16 protein-coding genes are annotated in these 17,470 nt (G+C 64.3%); 1 reads left to right on the top strand and 15 read right to left on the bottom strand.

What is annotated here, in order from left to right; genetic code table 11:
* Positions 1-11: 11 nt before the first annotated feature.
* The 10 genes from AWB74_RS18355 to AWB74_RS18400 all read right to left on the bottom strand — a co-directional run bounded on the left by AWB74_RS18355 (position 12) and on the right by AWB74_RS18400 (position 12,144).
* Entirely contained in the window at positions 12-971 is a 960-nt protein-coding gene (locus tag AWB74_RS18355) for a dihydrodipicolinate synthase family protein (RefSeq protein ID WP_061148158.1), read from the bottom strand.
* Between the two features lie 49 nt (positions 972-1,020).
* Positions 1,021-2,340: an MFS transporter gene (locus AWB74_RS18360; RefSeq protein WP_061148159.1), complete on the bottom strand. Its 1,320-nt coding sequence runs from the start codon at positions 2,338-2,340 to the stop codon at positions 1,021-1,023.
* Between the two features lie 52 nt (positions 2,341-2,392).
* Positions 2,393-3,295, bottom strand: coding sequence for a ribokinase (gene rbsK, locus AWB74_RS18365; RefSeq protein ID WP_268811196.1), 903 nt, complete (start codon positions 3,293-3,295; stop codon positions 2,393-2,395).
* Positions 3,296-3,499: 204 nt separating this feature from the next.
* On the bottom strand, positions 3,500-4,456 hold the full coding sequence (locus tag AWB74_RS18370; RefSeq protein ID WP_061148189.1) for a D-2-hydroxyacid dehydrogenase: 957 nt from the start codon (positions 4,454-4,456) through the stop codon (positions 3,500-3,502).
* A 22-nt stretch (positions 4,457-4,478) separates the two neighbouring features.
* On the bottom strand, positions 4,479-6,458 hold the full coding sequence (tkt, locus tag AWB74_RS18375; RefSeq protein WP_061148190.1) for a transketolase: 1,980 nt from the start codon (positions 6,456-6,458) through the stop codon (positions 4,479-4,481).
* 65 nt (positions 6,459-6,523) lie between these two features.
* Positions 6,524-8,383, bottom strand: coding sequence for a TRAP transporter large permease (locus AWB74_RS18380; RefSeq protein ID WP_061148161.1), 1,860 nt, complete (start codon positions 8,381-8,383; stop codon positions 6,524-6,526).
* A gap of 5 nt (positions 8,384-8,388) precedes the next feature.
* Positions 8,389-9,429, bottom strand: a complete 1,041-nt coding sequence (locus AWB74_RS18385; protein ID WP_061148162.1) for a TRAP transporter substrate-binding protein — start codon at positions 9,427-9,429, stop codon at positions 8,389-8,391.
* Positions 9,430-9,499: 70 nt separating this feature from the next.
* A complete protein-coding gene (locus AWB74_RS18390) occupies positions 9,500-10,264 on the bottom strand; it encodes an SDR family NAD(P)-dependent oxidoreductase (protein ID WP_061148163.1) in 765 nt (254 codons plus the stop codon).
* A 36-nt stretch (positions 10,265-10,300) separates the two neighbouring features.
* Positions 10,301-11,299, bottom strand: coding sequence for a transketolase family protein (locus AWB74_RS18395; RefSeq protein WP_061148164.1), 999 nt, complete (start codon positions 11,297-11,299; stop codon positions 10,301-10,303).
* Entirely contained in the window at positions 11,296-12,144 is an 849-nt protein-coding gene (locus AWB74_RS18400; protein WP_061148165.1) for a transketolase, read from the bottom strand. Before AWB74_RS18400 ends, AWB74_RS18395 begins: the two co-directional genes overlap by 4 nt.
* Before the next feature lie 143 nt (positions 12,145-12,287).
* Here AWB74_RS18400 and gcvA point away from each other — a divergent pair, with 143 nt between their 5' ends.
* On the top strand, positions 12,288-13,175 hold the full coding sequence (gcvA, locus tag AWB74_RS18405; RefSeq protein WP_061148166.1) for a transcriptional regulator GcvA: 888 nt from the start codon (positions 12,288-12,290) through the stop codon (positions 13,173-13,175).
* 398 nt (positions 13,176-13,573) lie between these two features.
* Here the strand turns inward: gcvA and AWB74_RS18410 are convergent, their stop codons facing one another.
* From AWB74_RS18410 to AWB74_RS18430, 5 genes are all read right to left on the bottom strand, one after another.
* On the bottom strand, positions 13,574-14,311 hold the full coding sequence (locus tag AWB74_RS18410; protein ID WP_061148167.1) for an anti-sigma factor: 738 nt from the start codon (positions 14,309-14,311) through the stop codon (positions 13,574-13,576).
* On the bottom strand, positions 14,308-14,913 hold the full coding sequence (locus AWB74_RS18415) for a sigma-70 family RNA polymerase sigma factor (protein ID WP_061148168.1): 606 nt from the start codon (positions 14,911-14,913) through the stop codon (positions 14,308-14,310). The genes AWB74_RS18410 and AWB74_RS18415 overlap by 4 nt, the downstream gene beginning before the upstream one ends.
* A gap of 66 nt (positions 14,914-14,979) precedes the next feature.
* Complete coding sequence (locus tag AWB74_RS18420) at positions 14,980-15,711, bottom strand: OmpW/AlkL family protein (protein WP_200821991.1); 732 nt, start codon at positions 15,709-15,711, stop codon at positions 14,980-14,982.
* Positions 15,712-15,835: 124 nt separating this feature from the next.
* Positions 15,836-16,573: a TenA family transcriptional regulator gene (locus AWB74_RS18425; protein WP_061148170.1), complete on the bottom strand. Its 738-nt coding sequence runs from the start codon at positions 16,571-16,573 to the stop codon at positions 15,836-15,838.
* Positions 16,574-16,579: 6 nt separating this feature from the next.
* On the bottom strand, positions 16,580-17,470 hold an 891-nt coding region (locus AWB74_RS18430; RefSeq protein ID WP_143749275.1), incomplete at its 5' end, for an EAL domain-containing protein.

A 17,470-nucleotide genomic window follows, 5' to 3' on the forward strand; every position in this document is an offset into this window, starting at 1 on the left:
TCACGCATGGGTCAGGCTTCGGCTGCGATGCGCGAGCGGAAATGCTCGGTGCCTTCGACGATCTTGTCGAGCACCGCGTCGAGTGCCCAGAAGCGCTCGCGCACGTCGTAGTCGATCGCGCGGCAGCGAATCGACTGGAACGTGCCGATGCGCTGGTGATAGATCTTCGCGAGCGCCGGATAGCCGAGCGCCTCGGATACCGCCGAGAGCACGAGAAAGGTCGAGAGCTCGCTGGCGAGCGTCGGGTTCTCATCGGACCGATTGCGCAGCCAGTTGTACAGGTCCGGGTGGAAGTTCGTGAACACGCCGTTGAATCCCGCCGAGCCGGCTTTCATCGCATCCCAGGCGATCGCGGCATTCGCGTTCAGGATCTTCATCGGCGATCCCTGCGCCAGTGCGACGCGGCGCTTCACCGTGTCCAGATCGCAACTCACATCCTTCAGCATCACGAAACGGCCGGTGTCGATGCACATCCTGAGCTCGTCGTCGGACAGCAGGCGCCGGTACGGAGCCGGGCATTCGTACAGCCCGAGCGGCATGTCGGACGGCAAGCGGCTCATCAGCCGGCGCAGGTTCGCCGAGAACGCTTCGGTGCCTTCGCGGCGCGGATCGAGCCGGTTGGTCACCAGCACGATGCCGTCCGCGCCCGTCGCCGCGGCGGCGCTCAGCTCTTCGGCCTGCGCGTCGGGATCGTCGCTGATATGGCCCGAGACCACCACCGGCACGCGGCCAGCCACGCGTTCGACGACGAAGCGGCCGAGCGCGGCGCGCTCCGCGAGGCTCAGAAACTGCATCTCGCTCGACTGCGCGACGGCGAAAAGCGCGTCCGAGCCATGCGCGAGATACCACTCGATCAGCCGTTCGAGCCCGGCATAGTCGATGGCGCCGGCGTCGTCGAAGGGCGTCAGCATCACGGGCACGATACCTTCGATCGATTGCGGCGCGCGTGCCGGAGAAGTGGAGAGGGTCATGTCGAAATTGTCCTTGTCAGGTTGAACGGGCCGCTTCCGTGGTCGAAAGTCAGGCGGAGGCGCGTGCCGGGCTGCCCGGTTCCGCTTCGGTTTCGATCGGCTTGCGCACGAGGAACAGGTAGCTCATCGCGCCGACGAAGGCGATCACGGCAGCCGTCAAGAGCGCCGGCACGAAGGACCACGTCTGGGCGATGTAGCCCGTGAGAATGGGGGCGAGCGCGCCGCCGAGAAAGCCGCCGAAGTTCTGGATCGCGCCGAGCGAGCCGATGCGGTTGGCCGGCGCCGCCGCCGTCGCGAGCGCCCATGAACAGGCCGACGCCGCGTTGGCGAGAAAGATCACCACGGAAATGCAGACGATCGCGATCGTATTGCTTTCGACGAGCGCGGCCGGCACGGTGAACGCCACCATGCCGAGCATCGCGATGACGACCGCGTTGCGCCGGCTCGCCACCGGCGAGGTGCTCTTCTTCGTGATGAGATCGGAGAACCAGCCCGCGCAGAGCGCGCCGAGAAAGCCGCAGAAGAACGGCACGGAGGCCGCGATGCCCGTGTGCATCAGCGTCATGTGGCGCTGCATCGTCAGATAGCCGGGCAGCCAGGTCAGATAGACCCAGTTCAGATACACCGAGCCGAAGAAGCCGATCAGCATGCCCCACGTCGTCACGTTCGAGAAGAGCGCGCGCCAGTCCGCGAAGCTCAGGCTCTCGGCGGCTTTCGACTCGGCGACGTCGCCTTTCAGGTAGTGCGTTTCTTCCGGCGTCAGCGTCGACGGGTTCGGGTCGCGATAGACCGCGAGCCAGATCACCGCGACGACGAGGCCGAGCGCGCCGGTGATGATGAACGCCCAGCGCCAGTGAAACTCGACGACGAGCACCGACAGGCACAGCGGCGCGAGCGCCGTGCCGAGCGGCGATGCGGAATTGAAGATGCCGGTCGGCTTGCCGCGCGCGCGCAGCGGAAACCAGTTGCTCACGACGCGCGCCGCGGACGGAAACTGCGGCGACTCGCCAATCCCGAGCACGATGCGCGCGATGACGAACCAGCCGAACGTGGAGACGATGCCGCCCGCTGCCTGCGCGAGCGACCAGATGATGAGGCCGAGACCGAGCAACCTGCGCGGCCCGACGCGATCGACGAGGCCGCCGACCGGCAACTGAAAGAGCGCATAGCTCCAGGAGAAGGCCGACAGCAGCAGCCCCATTTCGCCGAGCGAGAGACCGAGATCCTTGCGGATCAGCGGATTGGCGACCGCGAGCGTGCCCCGGTCGAGATAGTTCACGATGCCGCTCACCATCAGCAGCGTAAGCGCCACGATCTGGGCGCGGCGCACGCGGGGCGGTGCCTGCTCGGGCGCGGGGGTCGGGTTCATGCTGTCGTCTCCGTATCGTTTTGTGAATGGGCTGCGAGCGCGCGCAGCCGGTCTACCGAATCGCCGCCTGCACTTCGTCATGCGTCGGGATGGATGCCTGCGCGCCTTGCCGCGTGACGCTGAGCGCCGCGGCGCGCTGTCCGAAGTCGATCGCGTCGCGGATGCTCGCGCCGCGCACGCGCTCGGCCGCAAAGCCACCGACGAAGGTGTCGCCGGCGGCGGTGGTGTCGATCGCATCGACGCGCGGCGCGGGCAGATGGCCTTCGTCCGCGTGGGTCGAATACCAGACGCCCGCCGCGCCGAGCGTGACGATCACCGTCTCCACGCCCTTCGCGCGCAGGCACGCGGCGGCTTCGCGCGCGGACGCCGGGCCGTCGACGGGCACGTCCGTCAGCAAGTGGGCTTCGGTCTCGTTGACGACGAGAACGTCGACCTGACGATAAAGCGCGTCCGGCAGCGGCTGCGCCGGCGCCGGATTGAGCAGCACCGGCGTGCCGAGCCGCGCCGCGACCGAGATTGCGTGCCGCACCGTGTCGAGCGGCACTTCCAGCTGGCAGATCAGCATGCCCGCGGCGTCGATGACGTCCTGCGCCGCATCGACGTGAGCGGGCGTGAGCGCGGCGTTGGCGCCGGGCGCAACGACGATGGTGTTCGCACCGTCCGCGGCGACCGTGATGACGGCGATGCCGCTCGACGTGCGATCCGCCGTGTGCAGGTGCGCCGTGTCGATGCCCTCGTGATGAAGGCCCGCGCGAAGCTGCACGCCGAAGTCGTCGTCGCCGATGCAGCCGAGCATCGTCACCGATGCGCCGAGACGCGCCGCCGCGACCGCCTGATTCGCGCCCTTGCCGCCGGCGAATGTGGCGAACGCGCCGCCGAGCAAGGTTTCGCCGCGCGCCGGAAGACGCTCCGCGTGCACGACGAGATCCATGTTCGCGCTGCCCGCGACGACGATCCGGGCGCTCGAATTCGGTTCGATCGATCGTGTGTTAGCGCTTACATTTTCTGGCGTTTGAGACGGCGACATGCGAAATTTTATCGAGAGTTGTTGGGACACGTGATGTGTTAGCGCTTACATTAGCGCACGAGCGCCCCACCGGGCAACGGAAAAATGCCGGCCTCAGGGAAATTCCCTAAAGGCCGGCCAGAGCCGCCCGCGTCAAGACACCACGTTGACCGGCTTTCCTTCGACGAACGCCGCGACGTTGTCCATCAACTGATCGGCGAGCGATTGCTGCGCTTCGTCCGATGCCCATGCGACGTGCGGCGTCACGATCACGTTCGGGCGGTTCGCGATACGCATGAGCGGATTGTCGGGCGCGGGCGGTTCCGTCGTCAGCACGTCGAAGCCGATACCGCTGATCAGCCCTTCGTCGAGCGCGGCGGCCAGCGCGGCTTCATCGACGAGACCGCCGCGCGCCGTGTTGATGATGAGCGGCTTCTTGTTCATCGCGCGGAATTCGGCCGTCGACAGCATGACGCGTGTCTGCGGCGTGAGCGGACTGTGGATCGTGATGACATCGCTCGTTGCGAGCATTTCATCCCACGGCGTGTAGAGCGGACCCATGTCCGTGCGCCCCTTATGCGCCGCGAAGACCGGCTTCATGCCGAAGGCCTTCGCGATCTCCGCGACGCGCTGCCCGAGCACGCCTTCGCCGATGATGCCGAGCTTAGCTCCCCCGAGATCGCGGATCGCGTGATTGAAGAAGCAGAACTGGCCGGACTTCTGCCATTCGCCGTTCAGCACGTCGTCGCGATAGGCGATCAGGTTGCGCCGCAATGCGAGCATCAGGGCGAACGTATGCTCCGGCACCGTGTTCACCGCATAGCCGCGAATGTTCGACACGACGATGCCGCGTTTCGCGCAAGCGGCCTTGTCGACGACGTCCGTGCCCGTGGCGGCGACCGCGACGAGCTTGAGCGTCGGCACTTGCCCGATGACATCGGCGCTGATCGCGACCTTGTTCGTGATGACGATGCTCGCGCCTGCCAGGCGCGCCGCGACCTGTTCAGGCGCGGTGCGGTCGTATTCGACGAGTTCGTGTTCGAACGCGGGACGCTTCAGCGTGATCTGCGGCGCGAGCGTTTCGCGGTCGAGAAAGACGATCTTCTGCATGAGTGTTCCGAGGTTGTGAGGTTCAAAGATGCCGCTGCGCTTCTGCGGCGACATGCGCGGGCGTGATGCCGAAGTGCTCGTAAAGCGTCTCCGCCGGCCCGGATGCGCCGAAGCCTTTCATGCCGACAAAGCCGCCGCGGTCGCCGAGATAGCGGTCCCATCCGAAGCGCACGGCTGCTTCCACCGCGACGCGCACGGTGTCGGCGCCGAGCACGCTGCGGCGATAGTCCGCGTCCTGCTCGTCGAAGAGTTCGCAGCAGGGCATCGACACAACGGCCGTCGCGATGCCCGCTGCCTGCAACTGCTCGCGCGCGGCCAGCGCGATGGCGACTTCCGATCCCGTCGCGATGAGCGTCACGCGGCGCGGGCCGCCTTCGGCTTCGGCGAGCACGTATCCGCCGCGCGCCGAGCGGTTCGCTTCGTCATGCGTGCGCCGCACGAGCGGCAGCGCCTGACGCGCGAAGACCATCGTGCTCGGGCCGCGCTTGTGCTTGTAGGCGAGCATCCAGCATTCGGCGGCTTCGACGGCATCGGCGGGGCGGAACACGCGCATATTCGGCATCGCGCGCAAGGACGCGAGAATTTCCACTGGCTGATGCGTCGGCCCGTTCTTGCCGACGCCGATCGAGTCGTGACTGAAGACGAACTTCACCGGCAAGCCCATCAGCGCGGCCATGCGCATCGCGGGGCGTTCGTAGTCGGAGAAGGCGAGATAGGTGACGGCGAGCGGCACGATGCCGCCGTGCGCGGCCATGCCGTTGGCCATCGCGCCCATCAGGTGCTCGCGCACGCCGCAATGCACGTACGCGCCGCCGTGATCCTCTGCGGTGAACGCGCGCAGGCTGCGCTTGTGGCTCGTCGGCGCTTCGAGATCGGCGCAGCCGACGACGCGCTCGGGCAGCACGTTCGCGAGCAGATCGTTGATCTCGGCGGAAATCACGATGCCGCCGGGCGCTTCCGCTTGCTTCGATGCATCGCGCTTGTACGTTTCGAGCGTGTCTTTCCAGCCTTCGGGCAATTCGCCCGCGATGATGCGCTCGAACTCCGCGCGCGCTTCCGGCGGCAACGACGCGACGCGCTCGCGCCACGCGCGATAGTCGCTCTCACTGCGACGGCCCGCATCGCGCCAGGTCGTCAGCACGTCGGCGGGAATCTCGAACGGCGCGTGCGGCCAGTTCAGTTCGTTGCGCGCCGCATCGGCGTCCCTTTCGAAGAGACGTCCGCTGTGCCCGCCGCGCTGACCCTGCAGCCGGGCGATGCCGCGCGCGATGACCGTGCGGCACGCGATCATCGACGGACGCGAATCCTGTTTCGCTTCGGCGAGCGCGCGCGAAACCGCTTCGAGATCGTGTCCGTCGACTTCGATCACATGCCAGCCCGCCACGCGAAAGCGCTCGCTCACATCCTCGCTGATCGAGAGCGACGTGCTGCCGTCGTCGGTGATGCGGTTATCGTCCCAGCACAGAATCAGCTTGCCGAGCTTCAGATGCCCGGCGAGCGAAATCATTTCCTGTCCGACGCCTTCCTGCAGACAGCCATCGCCGACGAACGCATACGTGTAGTGATCGACGATGCCATCGCCGAACTTCGCATTCAGATACGCCTCCGCGACCGCCATGCCGAACGCGTTCGCGATGCCTTGCCCGAGCGGGCCGGTGGTCACTTCGATGCCGGACGCCGTATCGAACTCGGGATGCCCCTCGCAATGCGAGCCCATGTCGCGAAACGTCCTGATCTGATCGATGCCGAAATTCGCGTAGCCCGTGAGATGCAGCACGGCGTAGAGCAGCATCGAGCCGTGTCCGTTGGAGAGCACGAAGCGGTCGCGATCGGGCCATCGCGGCTCGGCGGCATTGAACTTCATGTGGCGCGTGAACAGCGCCGTCGCGATCTCGGCCATGCCGAGCGGCACGCCTTGATGACCTTCGCCCGCGCGCTGAATCGCATCGATGGCGAGAAAGCGAATGGCGTTCGACAGCGCTGGCGTGTCGATGGAAGACATGACTTCTCCTTGCCGCTCCATGAAGGAGCGGCAGCAAGGTGATTGGACGGGGATTTACTTCAGGATTACTTCAGGAAGCCCGTGGAAATCCACGGAACAGCGGCCACGACGATGAGACCCACGATCAGCGCCAGGATATAACCGATGATCGGCTTCATGCCTTCGTCGGGATGAATGCGGCTGACCGCGCACGCCGAGTAGTAGCCGACGCCGAACGGCGGCGCGAACAGGCCGACGCCCATCGAGAGAATCACGACCATCGCGTAATGCACGTCGTTGATGCCCATCTGCCGTGCGATCGGAAACATCAGCGGGCCGAACAGCACGATTGCGGGAATGCCTTCGAGCACGCTGCCGAGCACGATGAACACGAGGATCGATGCCGCCATGAACATCCAGCCGCCGCCGGGCAGCGCGGCCATTGCGCGTGCGAGCTGGCCCGAGAAACCCGATTGCGTGAGCGCCCACGCCATGCTCGTCGCCGCGCCGATGATCAGCAGGATCGCGCCGGACAGTGCGGCGGTGTCGATCAGCATCGGCTTGAGACGCATCCATTCGAAGCGGCGATAGATCAGCAGGCCCGCAACAACCGCATACGCGATGCCGATGGTCGACACTTCCGTCGCCGTCGCGATGCCTTCGACCACTGCCGCGCGAATCACGAACGGCAACGCGAGCGCGGGCACGGCGATGGCGAGCTTGCGCAGAATCTCGCCGCGCGTCGCGCGCTTCACGTTCGACAGATCGTCCACGCGATAGCGCCACCACACGACTGCGCACAGCGTGATCGCGAGCACGATGCCTGGCAGCATGCCGCCCGTGAACAGCGCGGAGATCGACACGCCCGTCACCGAGCCGAGTGTGATGAGCACGAGACTCGGCGGGATGGTTTCGGTCTGCGCGCCGGTCGCCGCGAGCAGCGCGACGAGATCGCCGGGCTTCGCGCCGCGTGCTTTCATCTCGGGGAACAGCACGGGTGCCACCGCTGCCATATCGGCGGCTTTCGAACCCGAGATGCCGGAGACGAGATACATCGCGCCGACGAGCACGTACGACAAACCGCCGCGCACGTGCCCGAGCAGGCTCGCGAGGAACGCGATCATCGCGGCGGCCATGCCGGTCATCTCGATCAGTTGCCCGAGGAACACGAACAGCGGCACGGACAGGAGAATCAGATGCGACATGCCTTCGTCCATGCGCCCGACCACGACGACGAGCGGCGTGCTCGTCGTCAGCGCGAGATAGCCGAAGGTCGCAAGGCCGAACGAAAACGCGATCGGCACGCCCGAGAGCACGCACAACGCGACCAGCCCGACGAAGAAGATCAGCAGGTTCAGATTGCCGAGATCCTTCAGCACGGGACTCGCCGCGTAGAACGCGCCCGCGATGGCCGCGACCACGGCCAGCGCGCCGAGCACGAGCTTCCAGTCGCCGACGCGTGCGAGCCGCAGGCACGCGACGAGCAGCATCAGGCCCGAGCCGATCGGCAACGCGGCCGCGCGCCACGAGTTGGAGATGTCGAGCGCGGGCGTCGTGATGAACGCTTCGTCCTGGGCGAAGTCGAGGGCAGGGCCGATCACCATCGCGAGGAAGGCGAGCGGCGCGGCGATCGCGATGACATCGAGGAACGCGCGCATGCCCGGCGACGCCATGCCGACGAGCGCCGTCATCCGCATGTGCTCGCCGCGGCGCAACGCGACGACTGCGCCGAGCATCGCGAGCCAGAGGAACAGCATCGACGCGAGCTCGTCGGACCAGACGAGCGGCGTGTGCAGCGCATAGCGGCTCGTCACGCCCGCGAGCAGCACGACGATCTCGGCCACGACCAGCAGCGCGGCCGGAATCTCGACGAGATGGCCGAGCACGTTATCGAGTTTCGCGGCGATGCTGCGCGGCGCCGGATGTGGAAGCGGGACCGTCTGCATAGTTTTCATACCAGTTTTCCGGTGTACTTCTCGAGCGTGCTCCAGGCCTGCTCGCCGTATTTCGCTTTCCAGTCGGTATAGAAGCTCGTCTTCTTCAGCGCGCCGCGGAACGCTTCACGGTCTACTTCGACGATGTTGATGCCCTTGCCCTTCAGGTCGGCGCGCAGGCTCACATTCAGCTTCGCGATGTCGGCGCGCTGGTTCATGCCGGCCGCTTCGAATTCGCGCGTGACGATGGCGCGCATATCGGCGGGCAGCTTTTCCCACGCACGGCGATTGCCGAGGATCCAGTACGCGTCCCACACGTGCGACGTGAGGCTGATGGACTTCTGCACTTCGTAGAGCTTCGCCGTCGCGATGATCGGCAACGGGTTTTCCTGACCTTCGACGACGCCCGTCTGCAACGCGGAATACAGCTCGTTGAAGTTGATGGGCGCGGGGCCGGCTTCGAGCGACTTGAACAGCGACGTGAGCATCGGCGCCTGCGGCACGCGAATCTTGAAGCCCTTCAGATCGGCGGGCGTCTTCACGACGCGTGTCGACGAGCTCACTTGGCGGAAGCCGTTGTCCCACGGCTTCGATACGGCGATGATCCCCGACTTCTCGATCTGCTGGCGGACATAGCCGCCGAGATCGCCGTCCATCGCTTTCCACACGGCGTCGTAGTCGGGGAACGCGAAGCCCGTGTTGACGATGCCGGCGGCGGGCGTCAACGTCGCGAGAATCGACGAGGCCTGATTGAAGAACTCGACGCCGCCGCTGCGCACCTGCGAGAGCAGGTCGGTGTCGGAGCCGAGCTGGTTGGCGGGGAAGAGCTTGATGTCGAGCCGGCCGCCCGTGGCTTCGCGGATCTTGTCGCACGCCTGCTGTCCGCGAATGTTCACCGGATGCGTCGGGTCTTGTCCCGTCGCGAACTTGTACGAGAACTCCGCAGCCGATGCGCGGCGCGTCGTGATCGCGAACAACGGAGCGGCCGCAGCGATGGTCGCGCCCGCCTTCAGGAACGTGCGCCGGTCGATGCCGCTGTCTTTGGTGCGAGTGGTCATGGTGTGCTCCTCCAAACCTGGATGGTGTCGATATATATGTTGTTATCCGGTACCGCGCCTTACTTGTGAATCAGCCGTGAATCAGCATGCCTCCGTTCACGTCGATGACGGCGCCGGTGATGTAGGACGAAATCGGCGCCGAGAGAAACAGGAACGCGCCCGCGACGTCATCGGGTACGCCGAGACGATTCAGCGGAATGCCCGCGAGAATCTCGACGCGCTTTTCGTCGCTGATCTTGCCCGCGTTGATATCGGTCTGGATGAGGCCCGGCGTCACGCAATTCACGCGGATACCGTCGATGCCGAACTCGCGCGCCATCGCCTTGGCGAGACCGAGCACGCCCGCTTTCGCGGCGGAATAGTGCGGGCCGCCGAGAATGCCGCCGCCGCGCTGCGCCGAGACCGACGACATGCAGCCGATCGAACCGCCGCCGTTGCGCTTCATCACCGGGACGACGGCCTGCGACAGATACAGCACGCCGCGCAGGTTCACATCGAGGATGCGGTCCCAGCTTTTCGCATCGATGTCGAGCAGCTTCGCGGCCTGCGTGATGCCCGCGTTGTTGATGAGAATGTCGATGGCGCCGAAGTCCGCGACGATGCGTTCCACGGCGGCATCGCACGCGGCGCGGTCGGTCACGTCGCAGACATAGCCGCGATGTTCCGCGCCGATGCTGCTGGCGGCTTCACGCGCGGCAGTTTCGTCGAGATCGAGAATGGCGACCTTCGCGCCGTGCTTCGCGAACATGCGCGCCGTCGCCATGCCGATCCCGCGCAGCGATGCTGCACCCGAGATGACGGCGATCTTGCCTTCGAGAAGACGCGACTCTGACATGATTTGATTCTCCGAATGGTTGTGGTCGATGAAGGCTTAGCCGAGCCAGCCTTTGATGGTGTTGCACATCGCTTCGGTGGAAATGCCGTAGCGATCGTGCAAGGTGGGTAATGCGCCCGCGTCGAGAAACGCATCGGGCAGCGCGATCTGGCGGAACGCAGGCGTGACGCCTGCGCCGAGCAGCGTGCGCGCGACGCCTTCGCCGAGGCCGCCGATCGTCGTATGGTTTTCGGCGACGACGACCATGCGGCCGGTGCGCTTCGCTTCGCGCAGGATGGTTGCGGTGTCGAGCGGCTTGATCGTCGGGACGTGCAGCACGGCGACATCGACGTTGTCTTGCTGCAAGGCCTTCGCCGCTTCGAGCGAGCGCATCGTCATGATGCCGGTCGAGATCAGCAGCACGTCGTTGCCGTCGCGCAAAAGCTTGGCTTTGCCGAGCTCGAACTGATAGCCGTATTCGTCGAGCACGGCGGGCACATTGCCGCGCAACAGGCGCGCATACACAGGACCTTTGTGCGCGGCGATGGCCGGAACCATCTGCTCGATATCGAGCGCGTCGCACGGATCGATGACGGTCATGTTGGGCATCGCGCGCATCAGCGCGAGGTCTTCGGCGGCCTGATGGCTCGGACCGTAGCCGGTCGTGAGTCCCGGCAGCGCGGCGACGATCTTCACGTCGAGATTGTCTTCCGCGATCGTCTGATGGATGAAGTCATAGGCGCGGCGCGTCGCAAAGACCGCATACGTCGTGACGAAGGGCTGCGCGCCTTCGTGCGCCATGCCTGCAGCCGCGCCCATCAGCAATTGCTCGGCCATGCCCATCTGGTAATAGCGCTCGGGAAATTCTTTGGCGAAGATATGCAGGTCCGTGTACTTGCCGAGGTCGGCCGTCATGCCGACGATATTCGTGTTCGTGCGCGCAAGCTCGACGAGTGCGTGGCCGAAGGGCGCGGAACGCGTGACCTGTCCTTCGCCCGCGATGGACGCGATCATCGCCGAGGTTTTCAGGCGCGGCTTCTTGTCGATGGTGCTCATGCTTGTCTCCCTTCTTCGAGTGCTTCCAGCGCGAGCTTCCATTCGTGCGGATCGACGCGAATGAAGTGATTCTTCTCGCGCTCTTCGAGGAAGGGCACGCCGCAGCCCATCTTCGTGTCGCACACGATGATGCGCGGCTTTGCGTCGGTGAGATTGCGCGCGTTGTCGAAGGCCTGCTTCACGGCGCGAATATCGTTGCCGTCGATGCGTTGCGTGTACCAGCCGAATGCTTCGAGCTTGTCGACGAGCGGCTCGAACGCCATGACCTGCGTCGACGGACCATCGGCCTGCTGGTTGTTCACATCGACGATGGCGATGAGGTTGTCGAGCTTCCAGTGCGCGGCGGACATCAGGCCCTCCCAGATCGCGCCTTCGTCGAGCTCGCCATCGGAGAAGAGCGTGTAGACGAAGGACTTCGAGCCTTTGCGTTTCAGGCCGAGGCATCTTCCAACAGCAATCGTCAGGCCTTGACCGAGCGAGCCGCCGGACATTTCCATGCCGGGTGTGTAGCTCGCCATGCCCGACATCGGCAGACGGCTGTCGTCGCTGCCGTAGGTTTCGAGCTCGTCCTGCGGCAACACGCCCGCTTCGAACAGCGCGGCATAGAGCGCGATTGCGTAGTGACCGTTGGACAGCAGGAAGCGGTCGCGTTCTTCCCATGCGGGATCGTCGGGACGATGATTCATCGCGCCGAAGTAGGCGACGGCCAGTACATCTGCGATATCGAGTGCCTGGCCGATATAGCCCTGGCCTTGCACTTCACCCATCAGAAGCGCGTTGCGGCGAATGCGATACGCATGCTCCGCAAGTTGCGCGATGTCGTTGTTCACGCGTCTTGTCTCCATCGTTTTATTGGCGGCCTGTCCGGCTCAGGGTATTCCCGCGAATCGGGCGGCCAGTGAGTAGGTATAAGCGTATTGATTTGCACAGTCGCGCTCAAACGAATTAAAGTGGCCCATCGTTGAATTCAATTCATGTAGACGCTGCAATGCACAATCGTGTGACGCTCAAGTCGATACAGGCTTTCGAGGCTGCGGCGCGGCTCTCGTCTTTCGCGCTTGCAGCAGACGAACTGTTCGTGACGCCGTCCGCGATCAGCCATCAGATCAAGCTTTTGGAAGAGCAGTTGAGCGTGCGGCTCTTTCATCGCGTGCATCGCGCGGTGATCCTGACCGACAGCGGCCGGCACTACGCGGAAGAGATCGGCGCGGCGTTCGCGCGCATCGAGAAGGCGACGCGCGATATCGGGCGCGTCGCGAAGAGCGACATCCTCACCGTGCATTCGACGCCGAGCTTTGCCACGCAATGGCTGATGCCGCGGCTCGCGCGCTTTTCAGCGCGTCATGCCGATATCGATTTGCGGCTGAATGCGTCGAACGAACCCGTCGATCTGACGCGCGAATCGGTGGACATCGATTTGCGATACGGCGCGCGCCGACTGCAACCGGCGGGCACGCTGGTGCTCGATCTGCCGTCTGAAGTGATCGTGCCGCTGTGTTCGCCGACGCTGATGGAAAGCGAGCATCCGATCCGCACGGTCGCGGACCTGAAGCATCACACGCTGATCCACAGCGAGAATTGCCTCGTCGGATGGCGCGACTGGATGCGCCTGCATAGAAAGACGCCGCTCGATATTTCGCGCGGGCCGCGCTTCGATCGCTCGTTCATGGCGATCAGCGCGGCCGCTGACGGCGTCGGCGTATGTCTGGAAAGTCTGCTGCTCGTGCAACGCGAACTGGACACCGGAAAGCTCATCGCGCCGTTCGGCTTCGACGGCCTGAGCGTGAACGGATACACGCTGAACCTGCTGAAGTCGTCGGTGGATTTGCCGAAGGTGAAGAGCTTTCAGGACTGGCTCTTCGAGGAACTGGGCTAATCAGGCGTACGTCGCCGAATCGACATGCAGCTCCGCAACACAGTCGAGTTGCGCGAGCAGTGCGCTAGCCAGAGCCAATTGCGCGGGTAGCAAATGCCTTGTCGCCATGACATCGGCCACCCGGCGACGCCAATAACACAGTGGCAGTACTGGCGTCACACATCGACTTTCGGCCCGCACCATCGTGCGCAGGTGAGCGAGGTCGGCGTCTGTATGCCGCAGATCGTACGCACTGTTCGGAAATAATCGTGAAGCTTTCATAACTCGAGTGGTCTCCTCGCGCCTAGGGTCTCCTCACGCCGTGTGAGCGGCTGTTTTCGCTAGATACGAGAGAGATGCGCGGACGGATGCACGCGCGTTGCCTTTCGCCTCGCGTTCATCGAAAAGCCGTCGATAACTCAGGTGGAATGCAACTGACCAGTTGCGAGCACCGGACCGGTCGGTGCGCCGGTCGGCGATCCGCCCGGCGGCTCTTCCGACACGGCGAGCACACCCTGCGCATTCATCTGAGCGATGATCTCGGGCGGCAGCGATAGCGTCGCGGGCTGATCGAACGGGAACACGCCGAGCGCGATCGGCTTGGCGTTCGGCGGGATGAGCCACAGTTCCGTTGTGCGATTCGGCGGCACCGTTACGCGCACCGTGGGAGTGATGACGACACGAGCGCGCTGCAGATCGACGGTTGCAGTCCAGTGCACAAGGCCGTCCTTGCGCGCGATCGACGCGACGATGTATTCGCCGGGGACGGCTGCCGTCGTCGGGGCTTGCGCAGCGTGCCGCATCCAGACGAGGTTCGTGCCGAGCAGCGCGAGCGCGGCGACGCTCGCGCTCACCGCGAGCCATCGCCACAGGCTCAGGTTGTCCCACCAGCGCTTTCGTGCGAGCGGACCGGATCTTTGTGGCGTCATGAAGCCCAGATCGTGACGGATACGCGTCCACACGCGTTCGGGTGGTTCAATCGGGCGGATATCGTCCGCCAGCGGCGCGAGCCGTTGCTGCCATGCATCGAGCGTGCGCTGCAACGCAGGATCGCGCGACATGTCGGCTTCGAGTGCCGCGCGCGCTTGCGCATCCAGCACGCCGAGCGCGTACTCGGCACAGCGCAGATCGTCATCGTTCGCGGCGGGCGTGTTCATTCTTCGAGGCAGGTCTTGAGCTGCATCAGGCTGCGGCGAATCCAGCTTTTCATCGTGCCGAGCGGCACGGCGAGCCGTTGCGCCAGTTCGCCATAGGTCGCGCCGGTAAAGAACGCCTCGCGAATCACACGCTTCTGCTGCGGTTCAAGCCGATCCAGACATTGTTCGAGCCGCCGCCGTTCCTCGTTCGACTCAGCGGCGACGGCGGGCGTCGGAGACTCGTCGACGATCTCGGGCGCATCGTTCTCGCCGAGCAGTTCGTCGCGATGCTGGCGCATGCGGTCGATCGTACGATTGCGCGCGAGCGTGGTAAGCCATGTCATGGCGCTGCCGCGCTCGGGATCGAACGTGTCCGCGCGACGCCAGGCCGTGGCGAAGACCTCCTGCAGGAGGTCTTCGGCTTCACCGCGATCGTGGATCATGCGCACGATCACGCCGAACACACGAGGCGATGTCGCGCGATACAACTCGGCGAACGCGTTCTCGTCGCCGTTCGCGACATGCGCGAGCATCCGGTTCGTGCGCTCGCGACGCAGCCGGTCGGCGTCGTCGGAGAAGCGGGCGTCGAAGTTCCCGGTATTGCCTGAGGATATGTCCGTCATGCACAGAATGAGCCGAACTGCGCTTCTGGCTGAGTATCTGGCGGACTATAGCATCGCGTTCGATGCTCAGAACGTATAGCCCACCGACAGGAACGTCACGATCGGATCCAGCTTGAGCTTCGATTCGCTCTTGACCTGGCCGACGGACGAGTTCGTCGTGAGCGTCGCGCGCGCCGACAGCCACATGTACGACACCGAGAACGCCGCCGACCAGTGCTTGCTGAAGTTGTACGAGAGTCCCGCGTTCACGACCGGTGCAAAGGAACTGTTGATGTGCACGCTCGTCGGACCCGTCAGCGCCGTGCCGGTTTGCGGCGTATAGAGGAACGCGCCGTTCGCCATCTGCTGGCTGAGCTTCACGTCCGAGAACCACACATACGAGCCGCCCGCTCCGACATAAGGCCGGAACTTGCTCTGCGCACCCAGGAAGTAGTACTTGAGCAGCAGCGTCGGGCTCCATTCGCGAGCGGTGCCGAGTTCGCCTAAAGGCCCGAGCGTCCCTTCGCCATTGAGATGAAACTTCGGCGGCACGCCCGTGACCGCTTCGACGGCGATGTGATCCGTGACGAAGTACTGAAGCGTCAGGCCGAAGGTATCGGCATCGCTGACCGATGCGCTCGCGCCTTGTTTCGTGACCGTCTGGCCCAATGCGGTGATGTTGAACGGGCCGCTAGAGTCCTGCGGTGCGAAGTGCATCCAGCCGGCACTGACCTGGACATCGCCCGCCGACTGCGCATGTGCGCCGCTTGCGCCGGCTATGCCCAATGCCGTAAGGGCTGCGCATGCAATATGTTTCAGCTTCATTTTTTCTCTTCTCGTTTCAGATATCAATCGGGTAGGGGCGAGCGCGTCCGCATCGCCGGAGTCATGAAATCCGGGGCGATGGACGTGCAACAAGGGAAAGCAATTGAACCAGTGGTCTCTAAAGACAGCAGTCGAGGCTTACCTTGAAATATTCATAACTCATTTGAATGCTGCGTTTCACCGCATGAACCTCGTCGACGCCGGGCGCATTGCCAAGCAGCGTTGCCACGATCTCGAGTGCCTCCCAGGGATGCGCGTCGTCGTAGTGCGCGTGTAGGCTGAGCCAGCGCAAGGCCTTGCGGCGCATCGATGCCGGGAAGCTGTTCGCGTACGTCTCGCTGCTGCAAACGAATGCCGACCACTCGCCGGTTACGCCTTCGATTGCGAAGTTGGTCGCGGCGATGCTCGCGGCAAGCGGATCGCCGCTGCTGCTTTTCCAGCACCAGTGCGACAGTGCATAAGCGAGGGACGAGCCGCTGCCCTTCATCAATGCGCGCTTGTTCACATCGTGCGCCGCGGCCCAGTCGACCCAATAGTCGGCATGGTTTTGCTCGACGCGAATATTGCGCGTCAGATAGCGCCGCGCCAGGTCTTCGCCGCGCGAATGCCCGTAGCGCAGCTTTTGAAGATTCATCGCCATGTATTGCGGAAACTGCTCGACGACCGGCCAGCCATTCACCAGAAATGCCTCGGCCTGGTGCGTCGTCAACTCGGCTTCGCGCATCGCGGCAAAGATGGGATGGTCGATGACCTGCCGCTTGGCCTCGTTCGTCTCGGCCAGCACGTCGCCCAACCAGGCCGGGTAGCTGGCAATGTCCTTCAAATCGCCAACTCGCTGAAAAGTGGGATCCAACATCTCCTCCTACGTCACTTCAAGAAATTCAATGTTTTGTGCCCAGAGAGCCGGTCGCCCGACATGAAACCCCTGCACGAAATCCACGCCCATCGTGCTGAGCGCCTGCAGGATCGCTTCACTCTCGACGTACTCCGCGATCGTCAGGCGCTCCATTGAATGGCCGATATCATTGATCGCCGCCACCATGTCTCTGCTAACGGCATCTTTGAGCATGTCCTTGATGAATCCGCCGTCGATCTTGATGTAGTCGACGGGCAGATGCTTCAGATAGCCGAACGAGGACATGCCCGCACCGAAGTCGTCGAGCGAGAATTTGCAGCCGCGCTCTTTCAACTCGCGGATGAAGCGCGCCGCTGCGGCAAGATTGGCGACGGCCGTGGTTTCGGTCACTTCGAAGCAGATCGACGCGGGGTCCACGCGGCTGATCTCGAACTGATCCGTCAGGAATTGCAGAAAGCGTTCATCGCCGATCGAGGCGCCGGACAGGTTGATGGCGTATTGAATGCCTTCGGGATTGCCCGTTTCTTCGAGCGTCGCGAACACGGCGCGCACGACCCAGCGATCGATTGCGGACATCAATCCGTAACGTTCCGCGGCCGGCAGGAAGTGGTAGGGCGAGACGATCTTGCCGCTTTCGCCGACCATGCGCAGCAGCACTTCCACATGCCGCGGATGTTGCTGCGATGCGTGTCTGCCGGCCGGGTCGACCGGGCGAATTTCCTGCCCATACAAGCAGAAGCGGTTGTTCGCCAGCGCATCCTTGATGCGGCCGCACCATGACATGGCGCTCGCGTGCCGCGTGAGTTCCTTGTCGCCGCGGACGGCAAGATGCACGCGGTCGCGCCCGCGTTCCTTCGCGAGATAGCAGGCGATATCGCCGAAGCGCATCGCCGTTTC

The organism is Caballeronia arvi (assembly GCF_001544695.2).
GTDB lineage: Bacteria > Pseudomonadota > Gammaproteobacteria > Burkholderiales > Burkholderiaceae > Caballeronia > Caballeronia arvi.

Bases quoted from the DNA above. Each gene is read 5' to 3' on its own strand.
- AWB74_RS18370 (WP_061148189.1), bottom strand. From the start codon at position 4,456: ATGCAGAAGATCGTCTTTCTCGACCGCGAAACGCTCGCGCCGCAGATC.
- AWB74_RS18395 (WP_061148164.1), bottom strand. From the start codon at position 11,299: ATGAGCACCATCGACAAGAAGCCGCGCCTGAAAACCTCGGCGATGATC.
- AWB74_RS18400 (WP_061148165.1), bottom strand. From the start codon at position 12,144: ATGGAGACAAGACGCGTGAACAACGACATCGCGCAACTTGCGGAGCAT.
- AWB74_RS18390 (WP_061148163.1), bottom strand. From the start codon at position 10,264: ATGTCAGAGTCGCGTCTTCTCGAAGGCAAGATCGCCGTCATCTCGGGT.
- AWB74_RS18360 (WP_061148159.1), bottom strand. From the start codon at position 2,340: ATGAACCCGACCCCCGCGCCCGAGCAGGCACCGCCCCGCGTGCGCCGC.
- AWB74_RS18385 (WP_061148162.1), bottom strand. From the start codon at position 9,429: ATGACCACTCGCACCAAAGACAGCGGCATCGACCGGCGCACGTTCCTG.
- AWB74_RS18425 (WP_061148170.1), bottom strand. From the start codon at position 16,573: ATGTTGGATCCCACTTTTCAGCGAGTTGGCGATTTGAAGGACATTGCC.
- AWB74_RS18380 (WP_061148161.1), bottom strand. From the start codon at position 8,383: ATGCAGACGGTCCCGCTTCCACATCCGGCGCCGCGCAGCATCGCCGCG.
- AWB74_RS18415 (WP_061148168.1), bottom strand. From the start codon at position 14,913: ATGACGGACATATCCTCAGGCAATACCGGGAACTTCGACGCCCGCTTC.
- tkt (WP_061148190.1), bottom strand. From the start codon at position 6,458: ATGTCTTCCATCGACACGCCAGCGCTGTCGAACGCCATTCGCTTTCTC.
- gcvA (WP_061148166.1), top strand. From the start codon at position 12,288: ATGCACAATCGTGTGACGCTCAAGTCGATACAGGCTTTCGAGGCTGCG.
- AWB74_RS18410 (WP_061148167.1), bottom strand. From the start codon at position 14,311: ATGAACACGCCCGCCGCGAACGATGACGATCTGCGCTGTGCCGAGTAC.
- AWB74_RS18355 (WP_061148158.1), bottom strand. From the start codon at position 971: ATGACCCTCTCCACTTCTCCGGCACGCGCGCCGCAATCGATCGAAGGT.